Below are 21,101 nucleotides of genomic sequence, written 5' to 3'. Positions count from 1 at the left end.
CTAGAATAGAACTCGAGCATGACAATACGAACAAAAAGAGGTGAGTTTCAGCATGTCACAAAAAATGAAAAAGTATGCGTTGTTGACCGGTGCGTTGGCTATCGCCTCCGTAGGCTTGACCGCATGCGGGAGCGATTCGAATAACGATGCGGCGGGTAACGCTTCATCGGGCACGGATTCCTCCAAGCAAGTCGAATTGACCGTATGGGGAGATCAGCCTAACCAATCCTCGTTCGAATCCGCCTTCACGAAGATCAATCAAGCATTCGAAGAAAAGCATCCCAATATTAAACTGAACTATCAATACTCCGGGACCGAAACCTCGATCGATACGGCCGTCAGAAGCAATTCGTTGCCGGACGTGTTCTTCGTCCAAGGCAACAAAACGCCGAAAATGAAGCTGTACGTAGAGAGCGGAGCTCTTCTTCCCCTGGACGAATATGGACTGGATACGAGCCGATACGGAGAGGATGCGCTCGAATACGCGACAGTCGACGGCAAGCTGTATTCCTCTCCGCCGGGTTTCATGGATTCGCAACTGATTTACTTCAATAAGGATATCTTCGAGAAGCAAGGCCTGGAAGCTCCTAAGACGTTCGAAGAATTCTTGGCGCTGGCGGACAAGCTGAAGTCTTCGGGCATCACTCCGTTAAGCGTACCGGGCAAGGCGGAATTCGAGCGGGCATGGATTGCCTTCGCCTTGATGCCTGCCGTAGCCAACGATGCTATCGACAAGATCAAGAACGGCGAGGGCACCTTCAAGGATCCGTCTATCGTTCAAGCCTTCCAGACGATCCGCGACTTTGCGGACAAAGGATACTTCAGCAAGGACTTGGCATCCGTAGATAATGCCGGAGCTCAACTCGCTTTCACGAACGGCAGTTCGGCGATGATCGCGGACGGGACATGGAACGATCCTACGTTCGTAGGTGCCGGAATCAATCTCGGTAGATTTTACATTCCAAACTCCGATGGGAAACGAATCGCTCCGCAAAGCTTCAGCAACGCAACGACCTATGCGGTATCCGCGAATACCAAGTACCCGGCCGAAGCGGCGGAGTATGTCAAATTCCTCACTAGCCTGGAAGCGCAGCAATTGTTCGAGAACGAGACGGGAGCGGTTCCCGCCCTTCAGGATATTACCCCTCGGGATGAAGGCGTCAAGGAATTAAGCGCTTACGATTCCTTGGGTTATAACATTTACTCCGTTCTGACCGATCTGTCGACGGAACAAGTAAAGTTAAACGATATTTTCCTGCAGGAAGTGATGCCTAAGCTCTTGACATCGACTATCGACGGTCAGCAAGCGGCAGACGTTCTGGAAGAGGCATGGACGCAAGCTAAGCAATAACGGATTCCGGGGGATGGATAAGCGCCTGCTTACCCCTCCCCCTTTTGTTTATGGAGGTGTAGGGATAATGGGATCCTTAATCAAAAACAAACCTTATTTGTGGTTTATATTGCCGGGTTTTATTCTCTATTCGATATTTATCATTTACCCCATTTTCTCCGCGGCCGAGCTGAGTCTGTTTCATTCGAACGGATTCGGAAGCAAGACGTTTGTGGGTTTGGAGAACTACCGCGAGCTGTTTACGAATCCCGAATTAAAGCGGCAGTTTTTTAACGCGTTAAAAAATAATCTTATCCTTGTCGTTCTTAATGTCGGCCTGTTGATTCCCATTCAATTGTATTTTGCCTACGTTATCTATACCCGAGTGAAAGGCTACCGCTTTTTCCAGACGATGATCTTCGCTCCGCAATTTATCACGACCAGCGTCATCGTGTTTCTGGCTACTCTCGTTTTCGACCAGAATATCGGTATTTTCAATGAGCTATTGGTGAAAATCGGCTTGGGAGACCATGTTCGCAATTGGCTGGGAGTTCCGGGGTATGAACTGGTCACCTTGTTTTTGATAAATGCTTGGGCAGGAGTAGGCTTCAGCATGATTTACTTTGTCGCAGCGATGAAGATGCTCTCGGACGAGGTGATGGAAGCCTCTTACCTGGATGGTGCCGGGTACTGGCGGCGCTTCTTCCTCATTATCATTCCGCAAATCCGGGCAAGCATCGTCAATATTGCGGTAATTAGCTACATCGCGGCAATGACAACCTTCGATTTCAGCTATCTGCTAGGGGGAACCAGCGGAGGGATCGGCAACAAGATGGATGTGATGACGTTGTTCTTCTACCGAATCACATTCGGTACCAACGGCGCTATGGGAGGGTCGGTGAGTTCCAACTCGGTAGGAATGGGAACCACGATCGCCTGCGTCATGTTCGCCATCATATTCCTCGTGGCGCTGCTGCAATTAAAGTTGTCCTACCGAAAGGAGGATCACTAAATGGCAGATACGAAACGACTGTATTTAACCAAGGTAGTCTTGTGGATATACTCCTGTTTTACTTTATTGATTCTGGGCTATCTCGTCTGGAATTCGTTCCGATCCAAGCAGGACGTCTTGACGAACACGATCGGTTGGCCTCGGGAGTTCACTTTCGATTCTTATGCGGCTGTCTTCCGAGACGATCATTTCGGAACGAACATCCTTAACAGCGTGTTTATTCTTGCTGCGACGTTACTGATCACCGTTATCCTTTCCTCCATGGTCGCATACGGTTTGGGGCGATACAAATTCAAGTTCAAACAAGGCGTGATGATGTATTTTTTGGTGGGGTTAATGTTTCCCATACAGCTCGGCGTCGTGCCCGTTTTTCTGATTATCAAGAATCTGGATCTCATTAATTCCCCTTGGAGCGTTATCCTGGTGTTGTCCGCCGGGCTTTCGATGCCCGTATTGCTTCTGACGAACTTCTTCTCCGGCTTGCCGGAAGCTCTTGCGGAATCGGCGCGGCTGGAAGGGGCCGGGGAATGGAGAATCTTCTATCGCATCATGTTCCCGTTGGCTTCTCCGGTCATAGTGAGCCTATGCATTGTCCTGTCGGTCAGCGTATGGAATCAGTTCTTCCTGCCGCTTATCCTGTTGCAGGATGAAGCCGTCAAGACCATTCCGCTAGCCGTCATGAAGTATACGAGCAACATCTTGCTGAGCATGGACAAGGCTCTGGCCACTTCCGTGCTGGCGACGGTGCCGATATTGCTTCTCTTCTTCCTATTCTCGGAGCGGATCATCTCCGGCGTCGCGTCCGGCAGCGTTAAAGAATAATTCTTAAGGATCGAGGAGGAGAGACATGAGTCCATCCTGGGAAGAGGAAGCGAAGTGGATCTGGACTCCGGATTGGAGGCCGGAGGACGAGGTCGGCGTAGGCAAATTCGTTTATTACCGCAAGACTTTCGAATTGGAACGGGGAGTTCACGCCTGTGCGATCCGGATATCGGCGGACAGTCGATATCGATTATGGGTGAACGGCGTCCCCGTTAGCCGAGGCCCCTGCAAAGGGGACCGCTTTACCTGGTATTACGATTCGGTGGAGATCGGCAATCTCTTGAGAGAAGGGGTCAATATTCTGGCCGTTCAGGTCTTGCGTTACCCCTATCTCGGCGGCGGGAATCAGTCCGTATGGCGCACGAGGCTGCCTGGCTTGTATGTCCATGCGGATATTATCGATGAGAAGGGCGTCTGCACGGCAAGGGTTCATAGTGACGAGTCCTGGATCTGCTTGAAGGACGAGTCGATTCAATTATCCCAGGGCGTGTACACTCAGTTTCTGGGGATCGCGGAGACGGTCGATGCGGCTCGCAAGCCGATCGGATGGATGGATGCTTGCTTTGATTCCGCGGCATGGATTCATGTCGTCGCCTACGAATTCGATATTCAGCATGGAGGATTGAAGCCTTGGGAGCTAAGCGAACGGCCGATACCGGCATTGTACGAAACGGAGCGAAGGTTTAATCAAGTCAGCCGAATTCTGTATTCGGATGTCGAGCTAGAATTGTGGCAGCGACTGATTAGGGAGGATTCGCCTGTTGGAATTCCACCCCGGACGATAGCCGTCGTGGACTTGGATGCAGGCGAGCTGACGACGGGATATTTGGCATTGTCAATGAGCCGGGGGAAAGGAACCGTCATTCGACTGCTATGCGCCGAATGCTACGAGCGCGAACCCGTTCTTGTCCCTTGGTTGCGCGATAAAGGGGATCGTACGGACAGCGTTAACGGAGAACTCTATGGGGACGAAGACGTTTATAAGGTTTCCGGCGACGGTACGCTGTCTCCGTTGTCGCCCGAAATCTACGAGCCTTTCTGGTTTCGGACTTTCAGGTACGTCAGATTGGTCATCGAGACGGGAGAAGAGCCATTCGATTTAATCGGATTCGGCTACAGGGAGACGGGATACCCGCTCGACGTAGCCGCTTCCTATCGTTCCTCCGATCCCGAAGAAGATCTTCTGTGGGACATTAGCGTAAGAACGCTTCGGCGATGCATGCACGAGACGTACGAGGATTGCCCCTATTACGAGCAGCTTCAGTACGTCATGGATACGCGTTCTCAAATCCTGTTCACCTATTCCTTGTCCGGCGACGATCGATTGGCTCGGAAAACCTTCTACGATTTTCACAGCTCTCTTCTTCCGCAAGGACTCACCCAATCCCGGTATCCTTCCGATGAAGCTCAGGTCATCCCGGGATTCTCGCTATATTGGATATTCATGCTCCACGATCATATGATGTTCGCGGGGGACCGCGATTTAATCGCGAGATACTTACCTAGCGTAGATGCGATTCTTGGCTACTTCCACCGAATGAGAGACGACAGAGGACTCGTGGGGCGCATGAACCCGAGATACTGGTCTTTCGTCGATTGGGCGGACCGCTGGAAAGAGAGCTACGGCGTTCCGGATGCCGCGAAGAAGGGGCCGTCTACGGTTTACTGTCTAATGTACGCCTATGCTCTGCAGCAGGCTGCGGAGTTGGCATATTTCGCGGGCAGGCATGGGCTGGCGGAGGAATATGAAGGCCGTGCCGAGCAGATGCGCCAAGCGGTCCGAGAGAATTGCCGATCGGAGCTTCATTTCGGTTGTTTTACGGACGGGCCCGGTTCCGAAGAATTCAGCCAGCATTCGCAAATATGGGCGATTCTGAGCGGAACTTCGACCGGCGACGAAGCCCGAAGAATAATGGAAATTGCCTTGACGGACGACGCTTTCGTTCCTTGTTCCTTCGCCATGTCGTTTTATCTGTTTCGCGCGCTAAGCATGACGGGCTTGTACAACCAAGTGTACGAGCTCTTCGCTCCATGGCGACAAATGGCAAAGGATAATTTAACAACGTGGATGGAAGATACGGTCAGCCAGAGAAGCGATGCCCATGCGTGGGGATCGGTTCCGGTCTACGAATATTTGGCCGAGACGCTTGGCGTTCTGCCGATCGCTCCGGGTTATGGCGAAATCGAGATCCAGCCGAGGATTGGCCGACTGCATCAAGCGCAAGGTCGAGTAATGACTTCTCATGGACCGGTGGATATCCATTGGCATCTCGAAGGTGAAAGGTTTCATCTGTCGGCGAAATGGCCGGAGCAGGTACCTTGCGTCATACGCTTGCCGAATGGACGAAGGACCCGAGTCGAGACAGGAGGAGCATTCAGCGTATCCGTTCTCTTGTCTAATTAATGGACCAATTTTGCAAATAGGTAGGGGGGCTTGCTAAATAGGCAGCCCTCCTTATTTTGCACCAATCTTAAGATATCGATATTCCGCCTTTAAAAAACGTTATGTAATCGCGTTTGAAAACTCTGTAAACTTGCAGCGGATGTATTTGACGACAAGGAGAGGCGAGTATGTTAAAAGCGGTTGTATTTGACGACGAGCCCATCGTATTAACGGGACTAATGAAGAAGATCGATTGGGGCCGATTCGGCATCGAGCTGGCGGGAACGGCGAGGGACGGTTTATCCGCCTTGCGACTGGCGCGCCGGATTCAACCGCATATCGTGCTAACGGATATACGAATGCCAGGCATGAATGGCTTGGAATTGATCGAGAAATTGTCCGCGGAATTGTCTAATACGATGTTTATCGTCTTTAGCGGGTACAACGAGTTCGAATACGTTCGGCGGGCCATCGGTCTCGGGGTCGTGGATTACCTAGAGAAGCCTATCACGATGACCAAGGTAGAGAAGGCCATTGCCCGGACCCTCGAGATCATCGGGAAGGAACAAGCGTTCAGCGAGCTTAAAGTCAAATGGGAGGAAAGCCGGGAAGAGAGGCTGGAGATGGCGACTCTCGAGTTGCTGTTGATCGGCGAAGAAGCGACGGCAAGATGGAAGGAAACCTTCGGCGAGGGTAGTTCCCGCTTGTCCGCCGTAACGGTTTTTGCTTTCGAGTGCGCGGGTCCTCCGTTGCCCGAACATCCGCTTTATAGGGAGATTAAAGTCAGGAACGGCAACGAGTATCTTTCGGTCGTGTTTCACGCGGAGAAGAGAAGTCCGGCATTGGAGGAGCAATTAAACCATTGGGATAACCGGGTGCTTTACGGCTCGGGCAGAACCTACGCTTCGCTCGGAGAAGCGAAACGAAGCTATCGGGAGGCCATCCGGGCGCTGCGATACGGCAAATTCCTGGAAGAAAGCGGCCGGGTTCGAATTGAAGACGTCGAAGGAAAAGAAAGCAAGGGCTATGTCGACCTTCAGCAGCACGAGGAGGCGATCATAGTCTCCCTTCGAACGGGAGATAAGGAAGGATTGGAATGGGCGTTGAACGGATTCCGAGCCTGGACGAAAGAACGCAGACTAACGCCGGAGCGAGTGGAAGAGGAGTTGCTTAAGCTTGTGTTTTTATGTGTGGACATTGCCAGAGAGACGGGGAGGGACATGACAAGTCTAGGGATCGTTCGCCACCGGGAGCTTCATGAGCTTGACGCTCTCGACCGAATGTTCGACTGGATGCGCGGCAAGTTGGAGGAACTGGTCGCCTGGACGACTAGCGCTAGGCGCGAGATGAAACATGCCTCTCTGGAGAGAATTCTGGATTATATGGAGGAACGCTACGCCCAGGACCTTTCGCTTCAGGAGCTCGCGGATCTCGCCGAGCTTCATCCCGCCTACTTAAGTTTATTGTTCAAAGAGCGCCTTGGCGTCTCCTATAGAAAATATCTGACGGGTATCCGAATGGAGAAAGCAAAGGCTTTGCTTAGAGAAGGAGAGCGGGTTCACGAGGTATACGGCAAGGTTGGCTATGTCAATCAGAGACACTTCGCGGAGACGTTCAAGAGAGCGGTCGGAATGACGCCGGGTCACTACCGCGATCTGCACGCCGCGGGACGAAGGTATGCGAACGATGAAGACGTCTAAGTTCCGATTTTCGCTTAGAATCCGGACCATCCGGAACCGGTTTCTCGTTGCCATGATCCTATGGGCGCTCCCCGCCATTTTGTTATTGGGCTATACCTCCTACAACATCTCCAAAGCGACGGTCATGGATATGAACGAGAAGTCGAATAGGGACCGTTTGCGGACGTCCAGCGAGATTGCCGATCTTCTCTTTCGCAATATTAACGGACTTCATTTCTCGATCGTTGTGAACGACGCGATCCGCGGCGATCTGATCGCGAAGTCGGAAGAGGATTCATTTTCGCGGTCCGAGAACCGTCAGGCAGGCACGTCGGCGATCTTGCAGAGGATGATTAGCAACAGCTCCGCCGACACCAAATATGTAACGTCCATTTGCTTGTTCGATCTACGGCTTCGCGTCGCTTGCTCCGGAAGATCGGATGACGCCGGACGATACGAAGGACCGGATCGCGACCAGAGCATCAGGGAATCCGATTGGTACCTTGACGCTTATGATAGCAAGGGCAAAGTCATTTATTATCCGACGGATATCTTCGGCGATTCGGAATCGTCTTTCTCGACCATTAAGCTGTTCCGGGACAAGAGCGCGACCGACGGCGAGCCGATCGGCATCCTCGTCATTAACGTTTCCAAAACGATCTTCTCCAAAGTGTTCGGTAATGACGGAGAGTACGGCAGCTATATGAGTCTCGACGAACGCCAAGGAGTCACGCAGGCGGTCTTCGGCGATAGCGGTCTCTTACCGGAGAACGGCAGCCTCGGAAGGACGATAAGCAGCTTAAGAAAGCAGGGGTACCTGGTCGGATTCTACGATAATCAGACGACGGGGTGGACTTTTCTTCATCTGGTGCGTTCGTCGGAGCTGCTACGTCAATCCCGCAACATTCCATGGGTGACGACGGCGATCGCGGTGGCGTTCGCGGCGGTTGCCCTTGCGATTTCCTACCTGATATCCAGGACGGTAACCAAGCCGCTTCTGAAGCTCAAGAAAATGATGCTGGACTGGACCAAAGGCACCCGCGATTTTCCCGTCATGTTCGGCAACGACGAGGTCGGAGTCATCGGTGAGACATTCAAGAGAATAGTCCGTCATAACGAGGAATTATCCGCGAGGCTGATCCGCTCCGAGCTTAAGGAGCGGGAGGCGGAATTGCGCGCCCTGCAGTCTCAGATCAAGCCTCATTTTCTCTACAACACGCTCGATTCCATCTACTGGATGGCCGTTCTTGACGATAACGATCAAATCGCGGATATGGCGGAGTCTCTCTCCGTTAGTTTCAAACTCAGCCTGAACAAGGGAAGGGATTCGATCGCGGTCCGCGATGAGCTCCTTCATATCCGGCACTATATCCGCATCCAGAACCTTCGGTTCGAGAATCGGTTCCGCTATGTGGAGGAAGTCGAGGATTCGATGTTGGACTGCGAAATCATGAAGCTTCTTCTTCAACCGCTTGTTGAAAATGCGATCTTCCACGGTTTGGAGCCCAAATTGGGCGAAGGCACGATATGGCTTAAGGGAGTTCGCGAAGGAGAAGATTTGCTGTTGACCGTCGAGGACGATGGGGTCGGCATGGAATCTCTATCGGTTACGGAACATGGCTACGGGTTGCGGAACGTAAAGGAACGATTGCGTTTGGCTTATGGCGAGCGAAGCATGCTGGAGATTTGGAGCCAGCCTGGAGCCGGGACACGAATTGCGGTCCGGTTTCAACCGTCAAACCTTAAAAATACGACGGATACCTGAAATTTAAAGCGCTTACTTCCCGGTCGGGCGATTCGCTACAATGAGAAGGCCGGGAAGCTTCAAAACCGGTTAACCATTCAAGTTAGGGGGATCTATCAAAGTGAACACGATGACAAAGATGAAACCGGGATTGACGCTGTTATCCGTTATTTTGCTTGCTGGAGCGCTATCGGCTTGCGGGGGAAACGACGGAAATGAAGAGAAGAGCTCCGCTTCTCCATCCCAAAGCGAGACGGCCGAAGGAACGGCTGACGCCAAGGAAGTGACCATTACATTATCCACGGACAATTCGCAGGACGCAGTCAACACGGCTAACGCCTATATTGCCGCATTCGAGAAGAAATACCCCAACATCAAAGTGGAGTTGGAGACTCGGCCGGGAGGCACCGAAGGCGACAATATTGTAAAGACTCGATTGGCTACGGGCGATATGACAGATGTCTTTTTCTACAATTCCGGGTCCTTAATGCAAGCGCTTACTCCTGAGAAGAATATGGTCGATCTAACGAACGAAGCCTTCCAGCAGAACGTGATCGATTCGTTTAAATCGACCGTCTCCTATAACGGCAAAGTATATGGGGCGCCGACGGCCTCGACGATGGCCGGAGGCTGGTTCTACAACAAGAAAGTGTACGCCGACCTTGGCTTGCAGGTTCCGAAGACTTGGGCGGAGCTCATCGCCAACAGCGAGAAAATCAAGGAGGCAGGCATGACGCCCGTCATCGGCAGCTACAAAGATACGTGGACGTCTCAGCTCGTCGTTCTTGCCGATTATTACAACGTTCAAGCACAAGTTCCTTCATTCGCGGAGGACTTCACGGCCCATAAGGCAACAAATGCGGGAACGCCTGCCATGCTTCGCGCTTTCGAGAAGCTGCAGGAGCTGCACGACAAAGGGCTGATGAACAAGGACTTGTTGGCGACTACCTATGATGTCGGATTGAAAATGCTTGCGGAGGGCAAGGGGGTTCAATATCCGATGCTGTCGTTTGCTACCCCGGCCATCCTTCAAAATTACCCGGATCAAATCGAGAACCTTGGCTTCTTCGCTCAGCCGGGAGACGACGCTTCTTCGAACGGTCTAACCGTCTGGATGCCCGGAGCGGCTTACATCTATAAGGAGAGCAAGCATGTCGAGGAGGCTAAGCAGTTCGTCGCCTTTGTCGCGTCCGTCGAAGGCACGGAAGTCGCTTCTACCGTGTCCAAGCCGACAGGTCCTTACTTAATCAAGGGAGCATCGATTCCCGATGATGTTCCGTCTCTCGTCAAGGATATGCTTCCTTACTTCGATAATAATCAGACGGCACCGGCTTTGGAATTCGTGTCCCCGGTCAAAGGACCGAGCCTGGAGCAAATTACGGTCGAGGTGGGATCGGGCATCAAGGACGCCAAGAAAGGCGCCGAAGCCTACGATCAGGATGTCGAGAAGCAAGCGAAGCAACTTGGCTTGTCGGGCTGGTAATCTAGCAAGCGGCAGAGACAGCGGGCATCGTTCGCTGTCTCGCCTTTCCTCTCGAAAAGGTGTTATCACAGAGAGAAATTCAGAGGATAGAGGAGAGAATGCACATGAATGGCGTGTTTAAACGGACCTATTCCTATTGGTTTCTACTGCCGGCGGGCATTATCTATCTGCTTATTTTCCTTACCCCTACGATCTCGTCCTTTTTCTTCAGCTTTACGCGTTGGGACTTGTCGGACTGGCAATACATCGGCTTCGAGAACTTTCGAATGTTCTTCCGGGAGCAGTCGCTTGCGATTGGCTTTCGAAACACGTTGATATACGCCGTTGTTACCAGTTCCCTTAAAGTCGTTCTCGGGCTGCTTCTTGGGGTGTTATTGACCTCGAAGCTGCGTTCGAAGCACTTTCTTAGGTCCATTATCTTTTTTCCGACCTTGGTAAGCACGATTGCCATAGGTATCGCCTTTAGCATGATGATGCATCCGACCGAAGGCTTGATCAACTCCGCACTGTCCGTCGTCGGCATAACGGGACCGGACTGGCTCGGCAATCCGAAATTGGCTTTGCTTTCCGTAGCGTTTGTCGATGTCTGGAAGGGAGTGGGCATCGCCCTCGTCATCTATATCGCCGGCATTCTTTCCATCCCCGAAGATTATTACGAAGCGCTTCAGATCGATGGGGGCACCGGGTGGAACAAATTCTGGAGCATCATCGTTCCGCTCAGCAGGCCGGCTACTCATTCCGTCATTATTTTGTCGTTCATCGGAGGTCTTCGATCCTTTGACCTGATCTGGACCATGACCAAAGGAGGACCCGGTTTTACGACCGATCTTATCGCTTCTATTATTTATAAACAATATCAAGGCGGATTTTATGGTCTCGCTACAGCCGGAAACGTGATTCTATTCTTGGTAGTTGCCGCGCTGGCGGTGCCTTTGAACCTGTACATGAACCGAAAGGAGGTGGATTTGTGAGAAGGGTCCGATCCTTCGGCTTCGAAGCTCTTGGCGTTGCGTTCGCTCTCCTTGTCTTCGGTATTCCTTTCTACTTCATGATCGTTAACGCAGGCAAGGATGCGAAGGAGGCTTCGTTGCTGAATCTGAACTGGCCGACATCGCCTCAGTTTTGGGACAATATCCGTACAGTAGCCGAAACGCGGGATTACATGCTCTTAAGGGCCTTTGTCAACAGCACGGCTCTGACCTTATTTTCCATCGTTGTTCTCATTCTATTTTGCGCCATGGCCGGCTTCGTGCTTCAGAGACGCAAGGGCCGCGCTTCTCCCGTATTCGAATTTCTGATTCTGTCCGGATTGATTATTCCTCCCGCGATCGTGCCTACGATCTGGGTACTGGACGGCATCGGCTTGTTCAAGACTTTGCTCGGGCTTATTCTCGTTGAAGTGGCGCTGGGGTTCCCGTTCTCGGTCATGCTCTACAAGAATTTCATGGCGACAGTGCCGCGAGAAATCGACGAAGCGGCGATCCTTGACGGGTGCGGCGGCATACGCTTGTTCTTCCGAATAATAATGCCGCTGCTGCAGCCGGTAACGGCGACGATAGTGGTCCTGTCTTCCGTAACGATTTTTAATGATTTTACGAATCCGCTTTATTTCCTTCCCGGGGCGGACAACGTAACGGTTCAATTGACGCTGTACAACTTCCAAAGCCAGTTTGTCACGCAGTATAATTTGCTGTTCGCTAACATTTTGCTGATCACGATTCCGCCGTTTATTTTATTCCTAATCTTCAATAAACGCATCGTGGCAGGGATGACGGCGGGTTCGGTAAAAGCGTAAATAGGAGGATTCTCATGAAGAAACTAACGGTCACCGCTTTGCTAGTTTCGCTATTCATGACGATTGGATTCCCAGCCTATGCTTCCGGTCCCCATCAGAATGGAAATCAGATGAGAATTGCGCTGTCTCTGGGACAAGGGGCGAAAAGCGCATTCGAAGAAGGTTACGTGTTTAAGCGAGGCAACCGAACGGCGACCAATTTGGAACAGCTCCAGAAACTCTATAACGAGGCCGGCGCAACCGAGATGTTCGTTCGGATCAACACGAAGCGATATAACGATGGAGATTTGTCGGTCGATCCCGCCCATGCCGAGCTGCATTCGCTCGAATCCGGACTGGAGATTTGCAGAGTAGCATCCAAGCTTCGCATGCCGATCAACCCCGAGATCATGGTCGCCTATACGTACATGGACTCCTTCTCCCAGCAAGCGCCGGATTTCAAGGATTATCCGGAGATCGTGAAGCCGAATAAGCCTTGGTCGGAGTATACGCTGGCCGAGATGAAATCCGTACTTAAACAGTATGGGGAGTTGGTCGCCCGCGAATTGCAAAGAACGGGATGCCAGGTCGATTATTGGAATCTTGGCAACGAAGCGAACTTCGGATTCGGCGGCGTTAGCATCGGATTGAAGACAGCCGTGAATCCGTTACTCGAGAGCAAGACATTATACGATATGTTCGTGCTTCCCTCTTTCGGAGCCGACTGGCTCAAGGATAACGTTTGGAACTATAATGGCCAGATGATGGCGGCGTTGGCGGAGGGAATCCGGAAGGTGGACCGCAACGCCAAGTTTTCGACTCACGTGACGACTTCTGTCGCGGACGCGACCTCGATAACGACCTTCTTCCAGACGTTGGCCGCGAACGGATTTACGGTTGACCAAGCCGGAATCAGCTTCTATCCGACTTCGATGACCTATAATCCTGATCCGGTGGGAACGGTCAAGTCGATGATTACGGCCGTTCATCAGGCACTCGGCGTCCCCGTCTTTATTGCCGAATACGCCTATCCATCCTCGCCGATAGACAGCGGAACTTATCAGGAGTGGGATACTCCTGTTGCCGGCTATGCGATATCGGAATCGGACCAGGCCAGATTTACGGAGGATTTTCTGGCTTGGGGCAAGGATAACGGAGTAAGCGGCATTCGACCATGGGCGCCGGATCTAATTACGGGAGAGTGGAGCTCCATGTCTCTGTTCAATGCGGATCCGACAACGAAAATCGCGACGGCAAAACCGATTCTTGACGTGTTCGACGATTGCAATTAAGTAGGGATCAAGCGAGAAGCCCCGTTCTATTCCGAGCGGGGTTTCTCGTTTCGCTTTCCTCCCATAGATTGGCGCGATTCCACATCGCGCTGCCGGATTTAACTTGATAGTCTAGATGCGATAAGACTAAAAGTTAAAGGGATAATCAATGGAGGCGGCTTGAGATGAAACGATTGAAGGTATCGGGAATGCAATTCGTTGATGAAGACGGGAATCAGGTCATTATGAACGGGTTATGTTTCATCTGCAGGGACAAGGATAAGGGTTATCTAGAACCGGACATCGAGAACAAGCTGGAGTTCTATGCCAAACGGGGATTCAACTTGATTCGTCTGGGCATCTTCTGGGACGGAGTCGAACCTGAGCCTGGGTTATATGATGACGCTTACCTGAACAGAGTAGCCAAGGTCGTGCAATTTGCCGGGAAGGTCGGCATTTACGTCTTCCTGGATATGCATCAGGATCTGTTCTCGGCCAAGTTCATCGACGGGGCTCCGGAATGGGCGACTTTGGACGATGGACTGGAGCATCCGAAGGGGCTCAGTATTTGGTACGAGGCTTATGTGAAGAGCCCTGCCGTCATCCGGGCGGCGGATAGCTTCTGGGCGAACCGCAAGGCGGCGGACGGAGTCGGATTGCTCGATCATTATGAAGCGATGTGGGAGTACATTGCGGATAAATTCAAAGCTTATTCCAATATCGTTGGCTTCGAGCCCATGAATGAACCTTATATGGGGAGTCTAGCGCCGCAAGCTTTCGGCATGGCCTTCGGGGAGATCATGAGGAGTAACCCGGCTTTTGATCCGAATTCGCCCCAGACAGCGACTCCGGAGGAAAGCGAAAGAATGACAGCCATTCTGACCGAACATTTCGTAAAATTCGATAAAGTGATCTTGATGCCATTCTATAATCGGATGTTAAAGGCGATACGCAAATCGGGGGATATCCCTTTGGTTACTGGAGGGAATGTTTATGGAACGGCTGTCCAAACGGGCATAGAACGGATCTCGAACCCGCAAGGCGAGATCGATTCCCAACAGATTTATGCTCCTCATGGTTATGATGTCGTGGTCGATACCGATCGATACGAGGATTACAGCAAGGATAACGTGACAAGGGTGTTCGCGCGAAAGCGCGCATCCCAGTTGGAGTTGGGCCTTCCGGTCATCGTCGGCGAATGGGGGAATTTTCCGAGCGGAGAGTATACGAACGAATTAATCGAACATATGACGGAGATATTGGAGAACTATCATTGGGCTAGCACTTATCATCAATATGTAACCGGGATGGAGCTAGATCCGAACTATCGCAGTTTGGAAAGAGGATATCCCGTTAAGGTTTCGGGCGAATTGCAATCGTATCATTACGATTATAAAAAGAAAAAGCTAACGGCAAAATGGACAGCGAATAAGAATGGGAAAACAATCCTGTATTTTCCTGATTTATCGGATGTCTGGAAACAGGAGGTGAACGTATCGGCTAAAGCGGAGATTTCGATCGATCCTATCGAGGGAGCATCCGGAGGATTCGTGATCATTGTCCCGTTAGAGGACGGGAAGATAGAAGCCGAGATCGGCTGACAGGGAACGCTTGAACAGAGGCAGGCATTCGCGAAACCCGCGGATGCCTGCCTCCGTTCATTGCCGGGAACGAGATTGGACTGCTCGTTAGCTTATTCGTCTTGTTGCAAGCTAGCGTTCGCTTTTTCTTCCTTCTTCATTAGCATTAGATTGCGAGTGTAAATAAAAATTCCCGGAGCCTGCCCAATAATGTATACGGGATCTTTACGATAAACGGCATAGACGGACAATATGGTGCTGCCCAGGATGCCGAACACCCAGAAGGACTTCGTCACGATGCTTTTTTTGGCTTTTTCGCTTGCGATCCACTGAACGACGAAGCGTCCGGTAAAAAGGAGCTGTCCGAGAAGGCCTAATCCGACCCAGAACCATTCCCTTGCATCGTAGTTCATTGCTTAGTTGCCTCTGATGCGGTAGTTTATCGTGCGTTTTCGGAGCCAGCCGATGACGATGGCATCCATCAGCCCGACGAATGCCCGGTTGAGAACCCCATACTTCGAATGGCCTGCCGTTCGCTCCCGATGCCCGACCGGAACTTCGACGACGCGAAACCCGTTCATTCTCGCTAGCGTCGGCAAGAACCGGTGAAAGCCCTCATAGAGATTAAAACTCTGAGCCACATCGCTCTTGAACACCTTCATCGGACACCCGGTGTCCTGAACCCGATCTCCCGTTACCCGGTTTCGTACGCCATTGCCTATCCTGGAAGATATCTTCTTGAGCAGCGTATCCTTACGTTCAACTCTAGTTCCGTTTGCGAAGTCGAACTCCTGCATATACGGAAGAAGCTTAAGGATATCTTCCGGATAGGTCTGGAGATCTCCGTCCATTAGAGCGATAAAGCAACCTTCCGCCATCTTTAGACCTGCCGATATCGCCGCCGTTTGACCGTAGTTTCTTTGGAAGGGAATGACTCTAACCCTTGGATCGTTCTCCGCTATACGATCCAACAATGTTTCGCTTCCATCGGTGCTGCCGTCATTCACGAGGATGATCTCATACTCTCCGATAAATGGATCAAGTGCTCCGGTAATCGCAAAATAAAGCCTCATCAAATCGTCTCGTTCGTTATAAAGAGGGACGACAACCGATAGTTCCTTCATGAAATTCTCCTTTGGTCAGTGGAGGTGGTTCGCTTGTCATGCTGGAACGCTTCGCCTTCGATATCGATCTTCGGCAGGATTCGATCGAGCCATTTCGGGAAATACCATGCCGACTTGCCGAGAAGTGCCATGATGGCAGGAACGAGAGTCAGACGGACGATGAATGCATCGAAGAGGATGCCGACGGCGAGGGCAAGGCCCATCGATTTAATGATCGAATCCTCCGCGAAGATAAAACTGGCGAACACGGTAACCATGATGAGTCCTGCGGCGAATACGACTTTGCCGTTCGTTTTGAGCCCGTACAATATGGCTTTCTTCGGATGCTTGCTGTGGGAATACTTCTCGCGCATTGCGCTGACCAGGAACACCTCGTAGTCCATAGCCAAGCCGAACAGAATGCCTGCAACCAAGACCGGAAGGAAGTTCAAGACCGGAGCGGCTTCCGGTATTCCGAAGAGGCTCGCCATATTCCCGTCCTGGATGACAAATACGATAAAGCCGAGAGTGGCCGTCAACGTCAGCAGGTATCCGACAACCGCTTTGATCGGGATCAGGATAGAACGGAAGACGATTGCAAGCAGAATAAAGGCAAGTCCGGCAATCAATCCGGCGAATTTAGGCAAAGCTTGGTTCAACATGTCCGAAATATCGATGTCGACCGCCGTGGAGCCTGTCACCATTAATTCGACATGAGTTTTTTCATGGATGCTATCGGCTTGTTGGCGAATCTGCTTGACCAATTCGCTCGTTTCCGTGTCCAGAGGATCCGTGCCCGGCAACAACGTTAAGATTGCCGTGTCGCCGGAAGCGTTCGATTGCGGAGGCGTGACGCTGGATACGTTAGGCAATTCGGACAATCCCGCCGTGGCTTCGCCGATGGCTGCAGCCGGATCGACGACGTCGGAGTCCGATTTAGCAACGATAATAAGGGGGCCGTTGAAGCCCGGTCCGAAGCCTTCGGACAGAAGGTCGTAGCCTCGCCGTTCCGTCGTATCGGTCGATTTGGTACCGTTGTTCGGAAGTCCCGTATGGATATGCAGAGCCGGCAGACTGACCAAGCCTAGCAGGAGGACGCAAACGATCAGGACAGGCAAAGGGTACTTGGTGACGAAGCGGCCCCATCGATTCGATTCGTCTGCTTGACGACCGTTCGGATGAGTATCGCTTTCGATTTTCCCGGCTTTCGGAAGAAACAATTTCTTAGTCGCGCCGAGAAGAGCCGGGATACTAATCAAGGAAACGATCACGGCTGCGAATACGGTAACGGCTGCGGAGATGCCCATCGCTCCCAAGAACGGTATGCCGGTTACAGTCAAGCCTAGCAGGGCGATGATGACCGTGAGGCCGGCGAACACGACCGCGCTTCCCGCCGTCGCGTTGGCCATTGCTGCCGCTTCCGCGCGTTCCATGCCTTCGTTAAGATTCTGTCTAAATCGGGATAGGATGAACAGCCCATAATCGATTCCGACTGCCAACCCCAGCATGGAGGCAAGGGACAAGGAGAAGGATGGGATAGCCGTAAAATGCGAGCCGACGAAGATCAACATCATGCCGATCGCAAGACCAATAACCGCTGTTAGAATGGGCAGCCCCGCCGCAACGAAAGAACCGAAGGTAAGTACCAGTATCAAGAAGGCGACGGCAATTCCGATGACCTCGGAGATTCCCCCGATTTCCAGTTCGGATAAGGCGACCGATCCTCCGAGCTCGGTCTGCAGCCCTTTATCGTTGACCGTCTCTACGGCTGAACGGACATGATCGATCGATTCTTCCGTAACCTCATCGGCAGCTACCTTATAGGTGACAGTAGAGTAGCCGATCCGTTTATCCGGACTAAGCGATCCTGAATCGAACGGGGACGCGATGGAGGCGACTTCCCCATCCTTCGCGACTTCTTGCTCGGTCGTCTGAATAAGCTGTTTGACGGATTCCGACTCAAGCGTTTCTCCCTCCGGAGCCTTATAAATCAAAGTAATCGTGCCGCCTCCTTCGGAAGATGTCCCGAAGGCTTCGGCCAACATTTTCTGAGCTTTCTCCGATTTGGTTCCGGGGATGCTCATGTCGCCGCTGAAGTTGGATCCCATTCCGATGCCGGCTGCAATAGCGATGACCAGAACGGCTATCGTTCCGATAAGCGCCGTTTTTCTTCGGCGAAACGACCATTTCCCGAGATTGTACAACCATTTTGCCATTTTCGATTCCCTCCGTTTTGTCTGCGTTGGATAATATGGATCCATCATACCTCAGCTAAACGAATAGGAAACCGTCCGAAAGGGCATGCCCTTTCGGGCAAAATAGGGCAATGAATGGGATGAAGGATTCTGTTCCAGGACATACTTCTTGCAACTCGAGTTATTAATCGATGCTAAACAAGCCCGCGTTCCGTTGCGACGGCAACCGCCTGAGTCCGACTGTCTACGCCTAGCTTGTTGTACAAGCCGGTAAGGTATGCCTTTACCGTTCTCTCCGAAATTCCGAGATCCGCGGCGATATCTTTGTTCCGAAAGCCCTGGGCGATCGCTTGCAAGACCAGGCGCTCTTTCTCGGATAGTTGCGCGGATTCTCTAGCTTTGGCGGGAGTCGCTAGCTTCTGCTTTGCCTCGAACACTTTGGTCAGGATTTCAGGTTGGAGCAGTGTTTCGCCTCTAATAGCGGATTCCAAGGTTCGGAATAATACCTCTCTCCCCGTGTCTTTCAGTAGATAGCCTTTGGCCCCTAATTCGAGTCCCTGCAGCATCAGTTCGTCTTCATTGTAAGTCGTCAGGATAATGACCGGGATGTCGATCCTCCTCGACTTCAACTCGTGCATCGTGTCTAACCCGCTCATCTTAGGCATATTGAGATCCATCAGAATCACGTCGGGTTTCGTCGATTCCAACAGCTCCAAGGCTTCGATTCCGTTGCTTGCCTCGGCAGCGACTACGAAGGATTCGTTTGTCTCAAGTATCAGCTTAATGCCTTCTCGAATATAGAAATGATCGTCTACGATCATAATTTTGTAAATCATGTTTTTTACTCTCCTTCCGTCAACGGGACCTGAATTCGTATTAGAGTACCCTCCGAGCCGCTTTCAATCTCGAACGATCCCCCGATGATGCGGACTCTTTCCTGCATGCCTACCAAACCGTAATGACCTAAGCTCTTGCCGATCGTTGCCGTATTAAAGCCTATCCCGTTATCCCGAATCTCGATGATCAGCATCGATCGGATTTGATGGACTCTAACCCAAACCCGACTCGCTTCCGCATGCTTGGCTATGTTGGTTAAACTTTCTCTTATAATGTGAAGGGCGTGCTCGGATAGAAGCTTGGACATGGAGGCCGGCATCTCCAGCTCCAATTGAACGTCCAGTTGCTCCTCCTGCCGGAATCGTTCGATCTCCTCGGCAACCCTTTGCGCGAAGTCGACATTCGAATCCGAATGGATACGGAGGTTATCGATGACATCCCTGGCCTCGGTCAGAGCTCTTCTAGCTCGTCCCATAGCTTGATGAACGATCTCTTGGGCGCGGAGTGGCCGATTCGCCTGAAGATGGGCATCGATGGCTTCGAGCTGCATGACGATTCCGGCTAAGCCTTGCGCGAGCGTATCGTGCAGATCCCTTGCCATTCGTTGTCGCTCGTTCGCGATCGACAGCTCTTCCACCCGCTGATGGGCAATCTCTAATTCCGTCAAGAACGATTGGGTGCGGTACTGGCTCTGGAGTTGCCCGACGGCCAGATTGGTTATCGTCAGCATCACGACGCACATGGGGATAAACCAGACGAAATACAACGCCCAGTGAAGCGGATCGCTAAGGTAACTCGTCGTGATGCTGAATAGGAGGACGTTTTTAATCAGGGCAATGGCGAATTTTCGTTTGTTCGGATAAATGACATAGCTTTGACTAATGATTATCGGGTTTAAGGCAGCGATAAGAATCGGGGAGCCATCCGGCATGAGCAATGCGGCTCCGTTGATTAGAATGGATTGAATATCCAAATACACCCACGAATGCTTCTGGGTGAGAGAATCGGCGTGCCAGGTCAAGGAAGCATGGAGCATAATCAAACCGATAAAGAACAGCAGGGGAACGATATGCAGATAAGACAGCGATTGAAGAATAATCGTTCCGCCGAAGGTGAGCGAAATCCAGCCCAAGAGAGGGCCGCGGCTCATCGTGAGGATCGGCGATCGTGCCGAGAGCGGGGACCTTTTCCGGTTTGTCGTCACGTTGTCAGCTCCTTTTCCGGTTTACGGCTAGTCTATGGAATTCAATCGTTCGCCGGGTTTATCAAAAATGGCAAGGGCACTATCGGATAAACCGAAAATGAGTCGCGTCAACTCTTCAACAGGCAAATCGAAGTCCGATTCCATCCATTTCGTAATCATGCTCAAGCAACCTATGGTCAAATAACGGAAGACGTAATCGGAAATCGGTTCCGGGCAGTTCAAGGAAATATTGTGCTTAAGATTTCGGATCGAGATATCGACGAAACGGGTTTGGAAAGACAAGCTCTCCGGATGACATAACAGGATTCGGAAGTGAGCAGAATTGTCCTTTATATAACCGAGCAATTCCTTTAGATAATGGAGATTGTTCTCGTTGGAATCGATCTTCTTCAAGTGCTGCTCCGCTAAGTGCAATAATTCCGATTCGACTTCATTCAACAGCTCGAATTGGTCCTTGTAGTAGAGGTAGAAGGTCGAGCGGTTGATGCCGGCATTCTCGCATATTTCTTTAATGGTGATCTTGGAGACGGGTTTGGAAGCCATCCGATCCATGAGGCTGCTTTTTAATAAGGTTTTGGTCAACCGGATTCTTTGATTTTCTTTCCTGTTCATTTCCCGAACTCTCCTTTGCATCCTATTTCGAAGAATTAGATGGTTTTACGACAATATGATGGTGATATGTCT

General features: G+C 51.5%; 17 protein-coding genes. 11 read left to right on the top strand and 6 right to left on the bottom strand.

Annotated features, from left to right (window positions below):
* Positions 1–52: 52 nt before the first annotated feature.
* The 11 genes from H7B67_RS10890 (at position 53) to H7B67_RS10840 (ending at position 15,099) form a co-directional block, all read left to right on the top strand.
* Positions 53–1,351 carry an ABC transporter substrate-binding protein gene (locus tag H7B67_RS10890; RefSeq protein WP_185119849.1) on the top strand — a complete coding sequence of 433 codons (1,299 nt, stop codon included), beginning with the start codon at positions 53–55 and terminating at the stop codon, positions 1,349–1,351.
* A gap of 13 nt (positions 1,352–1,364) precedes the next feature.
* Positions 1,365–2,342: a carbohydrate ABC transporter permease gene (locus H7B67_RS10885; RefSeq protein WP_185119848.1), complete on the top strand. Its 978-nt coding sequence runs from the start codon at positions 1,365–1,367 to the stop codon at positions 2,340–2,342.
* The gene (locus H7B67_RS10880; RefSeq protein WP_185119847.1) at positions 2,343–3,164 is read left to right on the top strand and encodes a carbohydrate ABC transporter permease; all 822 of its coding nucleotides are present in this window, start codon (positions 2,343–2,345) and stop codon (positions 3,162–3,164) included. It abuts the gene before it with no gap.
* 25 nt (positions 3,165–3,189) lie between these two features.
* Positions 3,190–5,568 (top strand): alpha-L-rhamnosidase-related protein, encoded by a 2,379-nt coding sequence (locus H7B67_RS10875; RefSeq protein WP_185119846.1) that lies wholly within the window; start codon positions 3,190–3,192, stop codon positions 5,566–5,568.
* 167 nt (positions 5,569–5,735) lie between these two features.
* A complete protein-coding gene (locus H7B67_RS10870) occupies positions 5,736–7,247 on the top strand; it encodes a response regulator (RefSeq protein ID WP_185119845.1) in 1,512 nt (503 codons plus the stop codon).
* Complete coding sequence (locus H7B67_RS10865) at positions 7,234–8,991, top strand: sensor histidine kinase (RefSeq protein WP_185119844.1); 1,758 nt, start codon at positions 7,234–7,236, stop codon at positions 8,989–8,991. Before H7B67_RS10870 ends, H7B67_RS10865 begins: the two co-directional genes overlap by 14 nt.
* 109 nt (positions 8,992–9,100) lie before the next feature.
* Positions 9,101–10,453 carry an ABC transporter substrate-binding protein gene (locus H7B67_RS10860; RefSeq protein WP_185119965.1) on the top strand — a complete coding sequence of 451 codons (1,353 nt, stop codon included), beginning with the start codon at positions 9,101–9,103 and terminating at the stop codon, positions 10,451–10,453.
* Between the two features lie 104 nt (positions 10,454–10,557).
* Positions 10,558–11,424: a carbohydrate ABC transporter permease gene (locus tag H7B67_RS10855; protein WP_185119843.1), complete on the top strand. Its 867-nt coding sequence runs from the start codon at positions 10,558–10,560 to the stop codon at positions 11,422–11,424.
* Positions 11,421–12,248: a carbohydrate ABC transporter permease gene (locus tag H7B67_RS10850; protein WP_342592408.1), complete on the top strand. Its 828-nt coding sequence runs from the start codon at positions 11,421–11,423 to the stop codon at positions 12,246–12,248. Before H7B67_RS10855 ends, H7B67_RS10850 begins: the two co-directional genes overlap by 4 nt.
* 14 nt (positions 12,249–12,262) lie before the next feature.
* Complete coding sequence (locus tag H7B67_RS10845) at positions 12,263–13,519, top strand: glycosyl hydrolase 53 family protein (RefSeq protein ID WP_185119842.1); 1,257 nt, start codon at positions 12,263–12,265, stop codon at positions 13,517–13,519.
* A 164-nt stretch (positions 13,520–13,683) separates the two neighbouring features.
* Positions 13,684–15,099: a cellulase family glycosylhydrolase gene (locus H7B67_RS10840; RefSeq protein WP_185119841.1), complete on the top strand. Its 1,416-nt coding sequence runs from the start codon at positions 13,684–13,686 to the stop codon at positions 15,097–15,099.
* Positions 15,100–15,191: 92 nt separating this feature from the next.
* Here H7B67_RS10840 and H7B67_RS10835 read toward each other — a convergent pair whose 3' ends face one another.
* The 6 genes from H7B67_RS10835 to H7B67_RS10810 all read right to left on the bottom strand — a co-directional run bounded on the left by H7B67_RS10835 (position 15,192) and on the right by H7B67_RS10810 (position 21,029).
* Positions 15,192–15,491, bottom strand: coding sequence for a lipid-A-disaccharide synthase N-terminal domain-containing protein (locus H7B67_RS10835; RefSeq protein ID WP_185119840.1), 300 nt, complete (start codon positions 15,489–15,491; stop codon positions 15,192–15,194).
* Between the two features lie 3 nt (positions 15,492–15,494).
* On the bottom strand, positions 15,495–16,202 hold the full coding sequence (locus H7B67_RS10830; protein ID WP_185119839.1) for a glycosyltransferase family 2 protein: 708 nt from the start codon (positions 16,200–16,202) through the stop codon (positions 15,495–15,497).
* Positions 16,199–18,397: an MMPL family transporter gene (locus tag H7B67_RS10825; RefSeq protein ID WP_185119838.1), complete on the bottom strand. Its 2,199-nt coding sequence runs from the start codon at positions 18,395–18,397 to the stop codon at positions 16,199–16,201. The genes H7B67_RS10830 and H7B67_RS10825 overlap by 4 nt, the downstream gene beginning before the upstream one ends.
* Before the next feature lie 173 nt (positions 18,398–18,570).
* Positions 18,571–19,212: a response regulator gene (locus tag H7B67_RS10820; protein ID WP_185119837.1), complete on the bottom strand. Its 642-nt coding sequence runs from the start codon at positions 19,210–19,212 to the stop codon at positions 18,571–18,573.
* Positions 19,213–19,217: 5 nt separating this feature from the next.
* Positions 19,218–20,417: a histidine kinase gene (locus H7B67_RS31275; RefSeq protein ID WP_185119836.1), complete on the bottom strand. Its 1,200-nt coding sequence runs from the start codon at positions 20,415–20,417 to the stop codon at positions 19,218–19,220.
* Positions 20,418–20,444: 27 nt separating this feature from the next.
* Positions 20,445–21,029 (bottom strand): TetR/AcrR family transcriptional regulator, encoded by a 585-nt coding sequence (locus H7B67_RS10810; RefSeq protein ID WP_185119835.1) that lies wholly within the window; start codon positions 21,027–21,029, stop codon positions 20,445–20,447.
* Between the last annotated feature and the right edge of the window lie 72 nt (positions 21,030–21,101).

Origin of the sequence: Cohnella thailandensis, from assembly GCF_014212135.1 — a bacterium.
Taxonomy (GTDB): Bacteria; Bacillota; Bacilli; order Paenibacillales; family Paenibacillaceae; genus Cohnella; species Cohnella thailandensis.
Note: the sequence above shows the minus strand (reverse complement) of the source record. Positions and strands in the feature narration are given on the sequence as shown.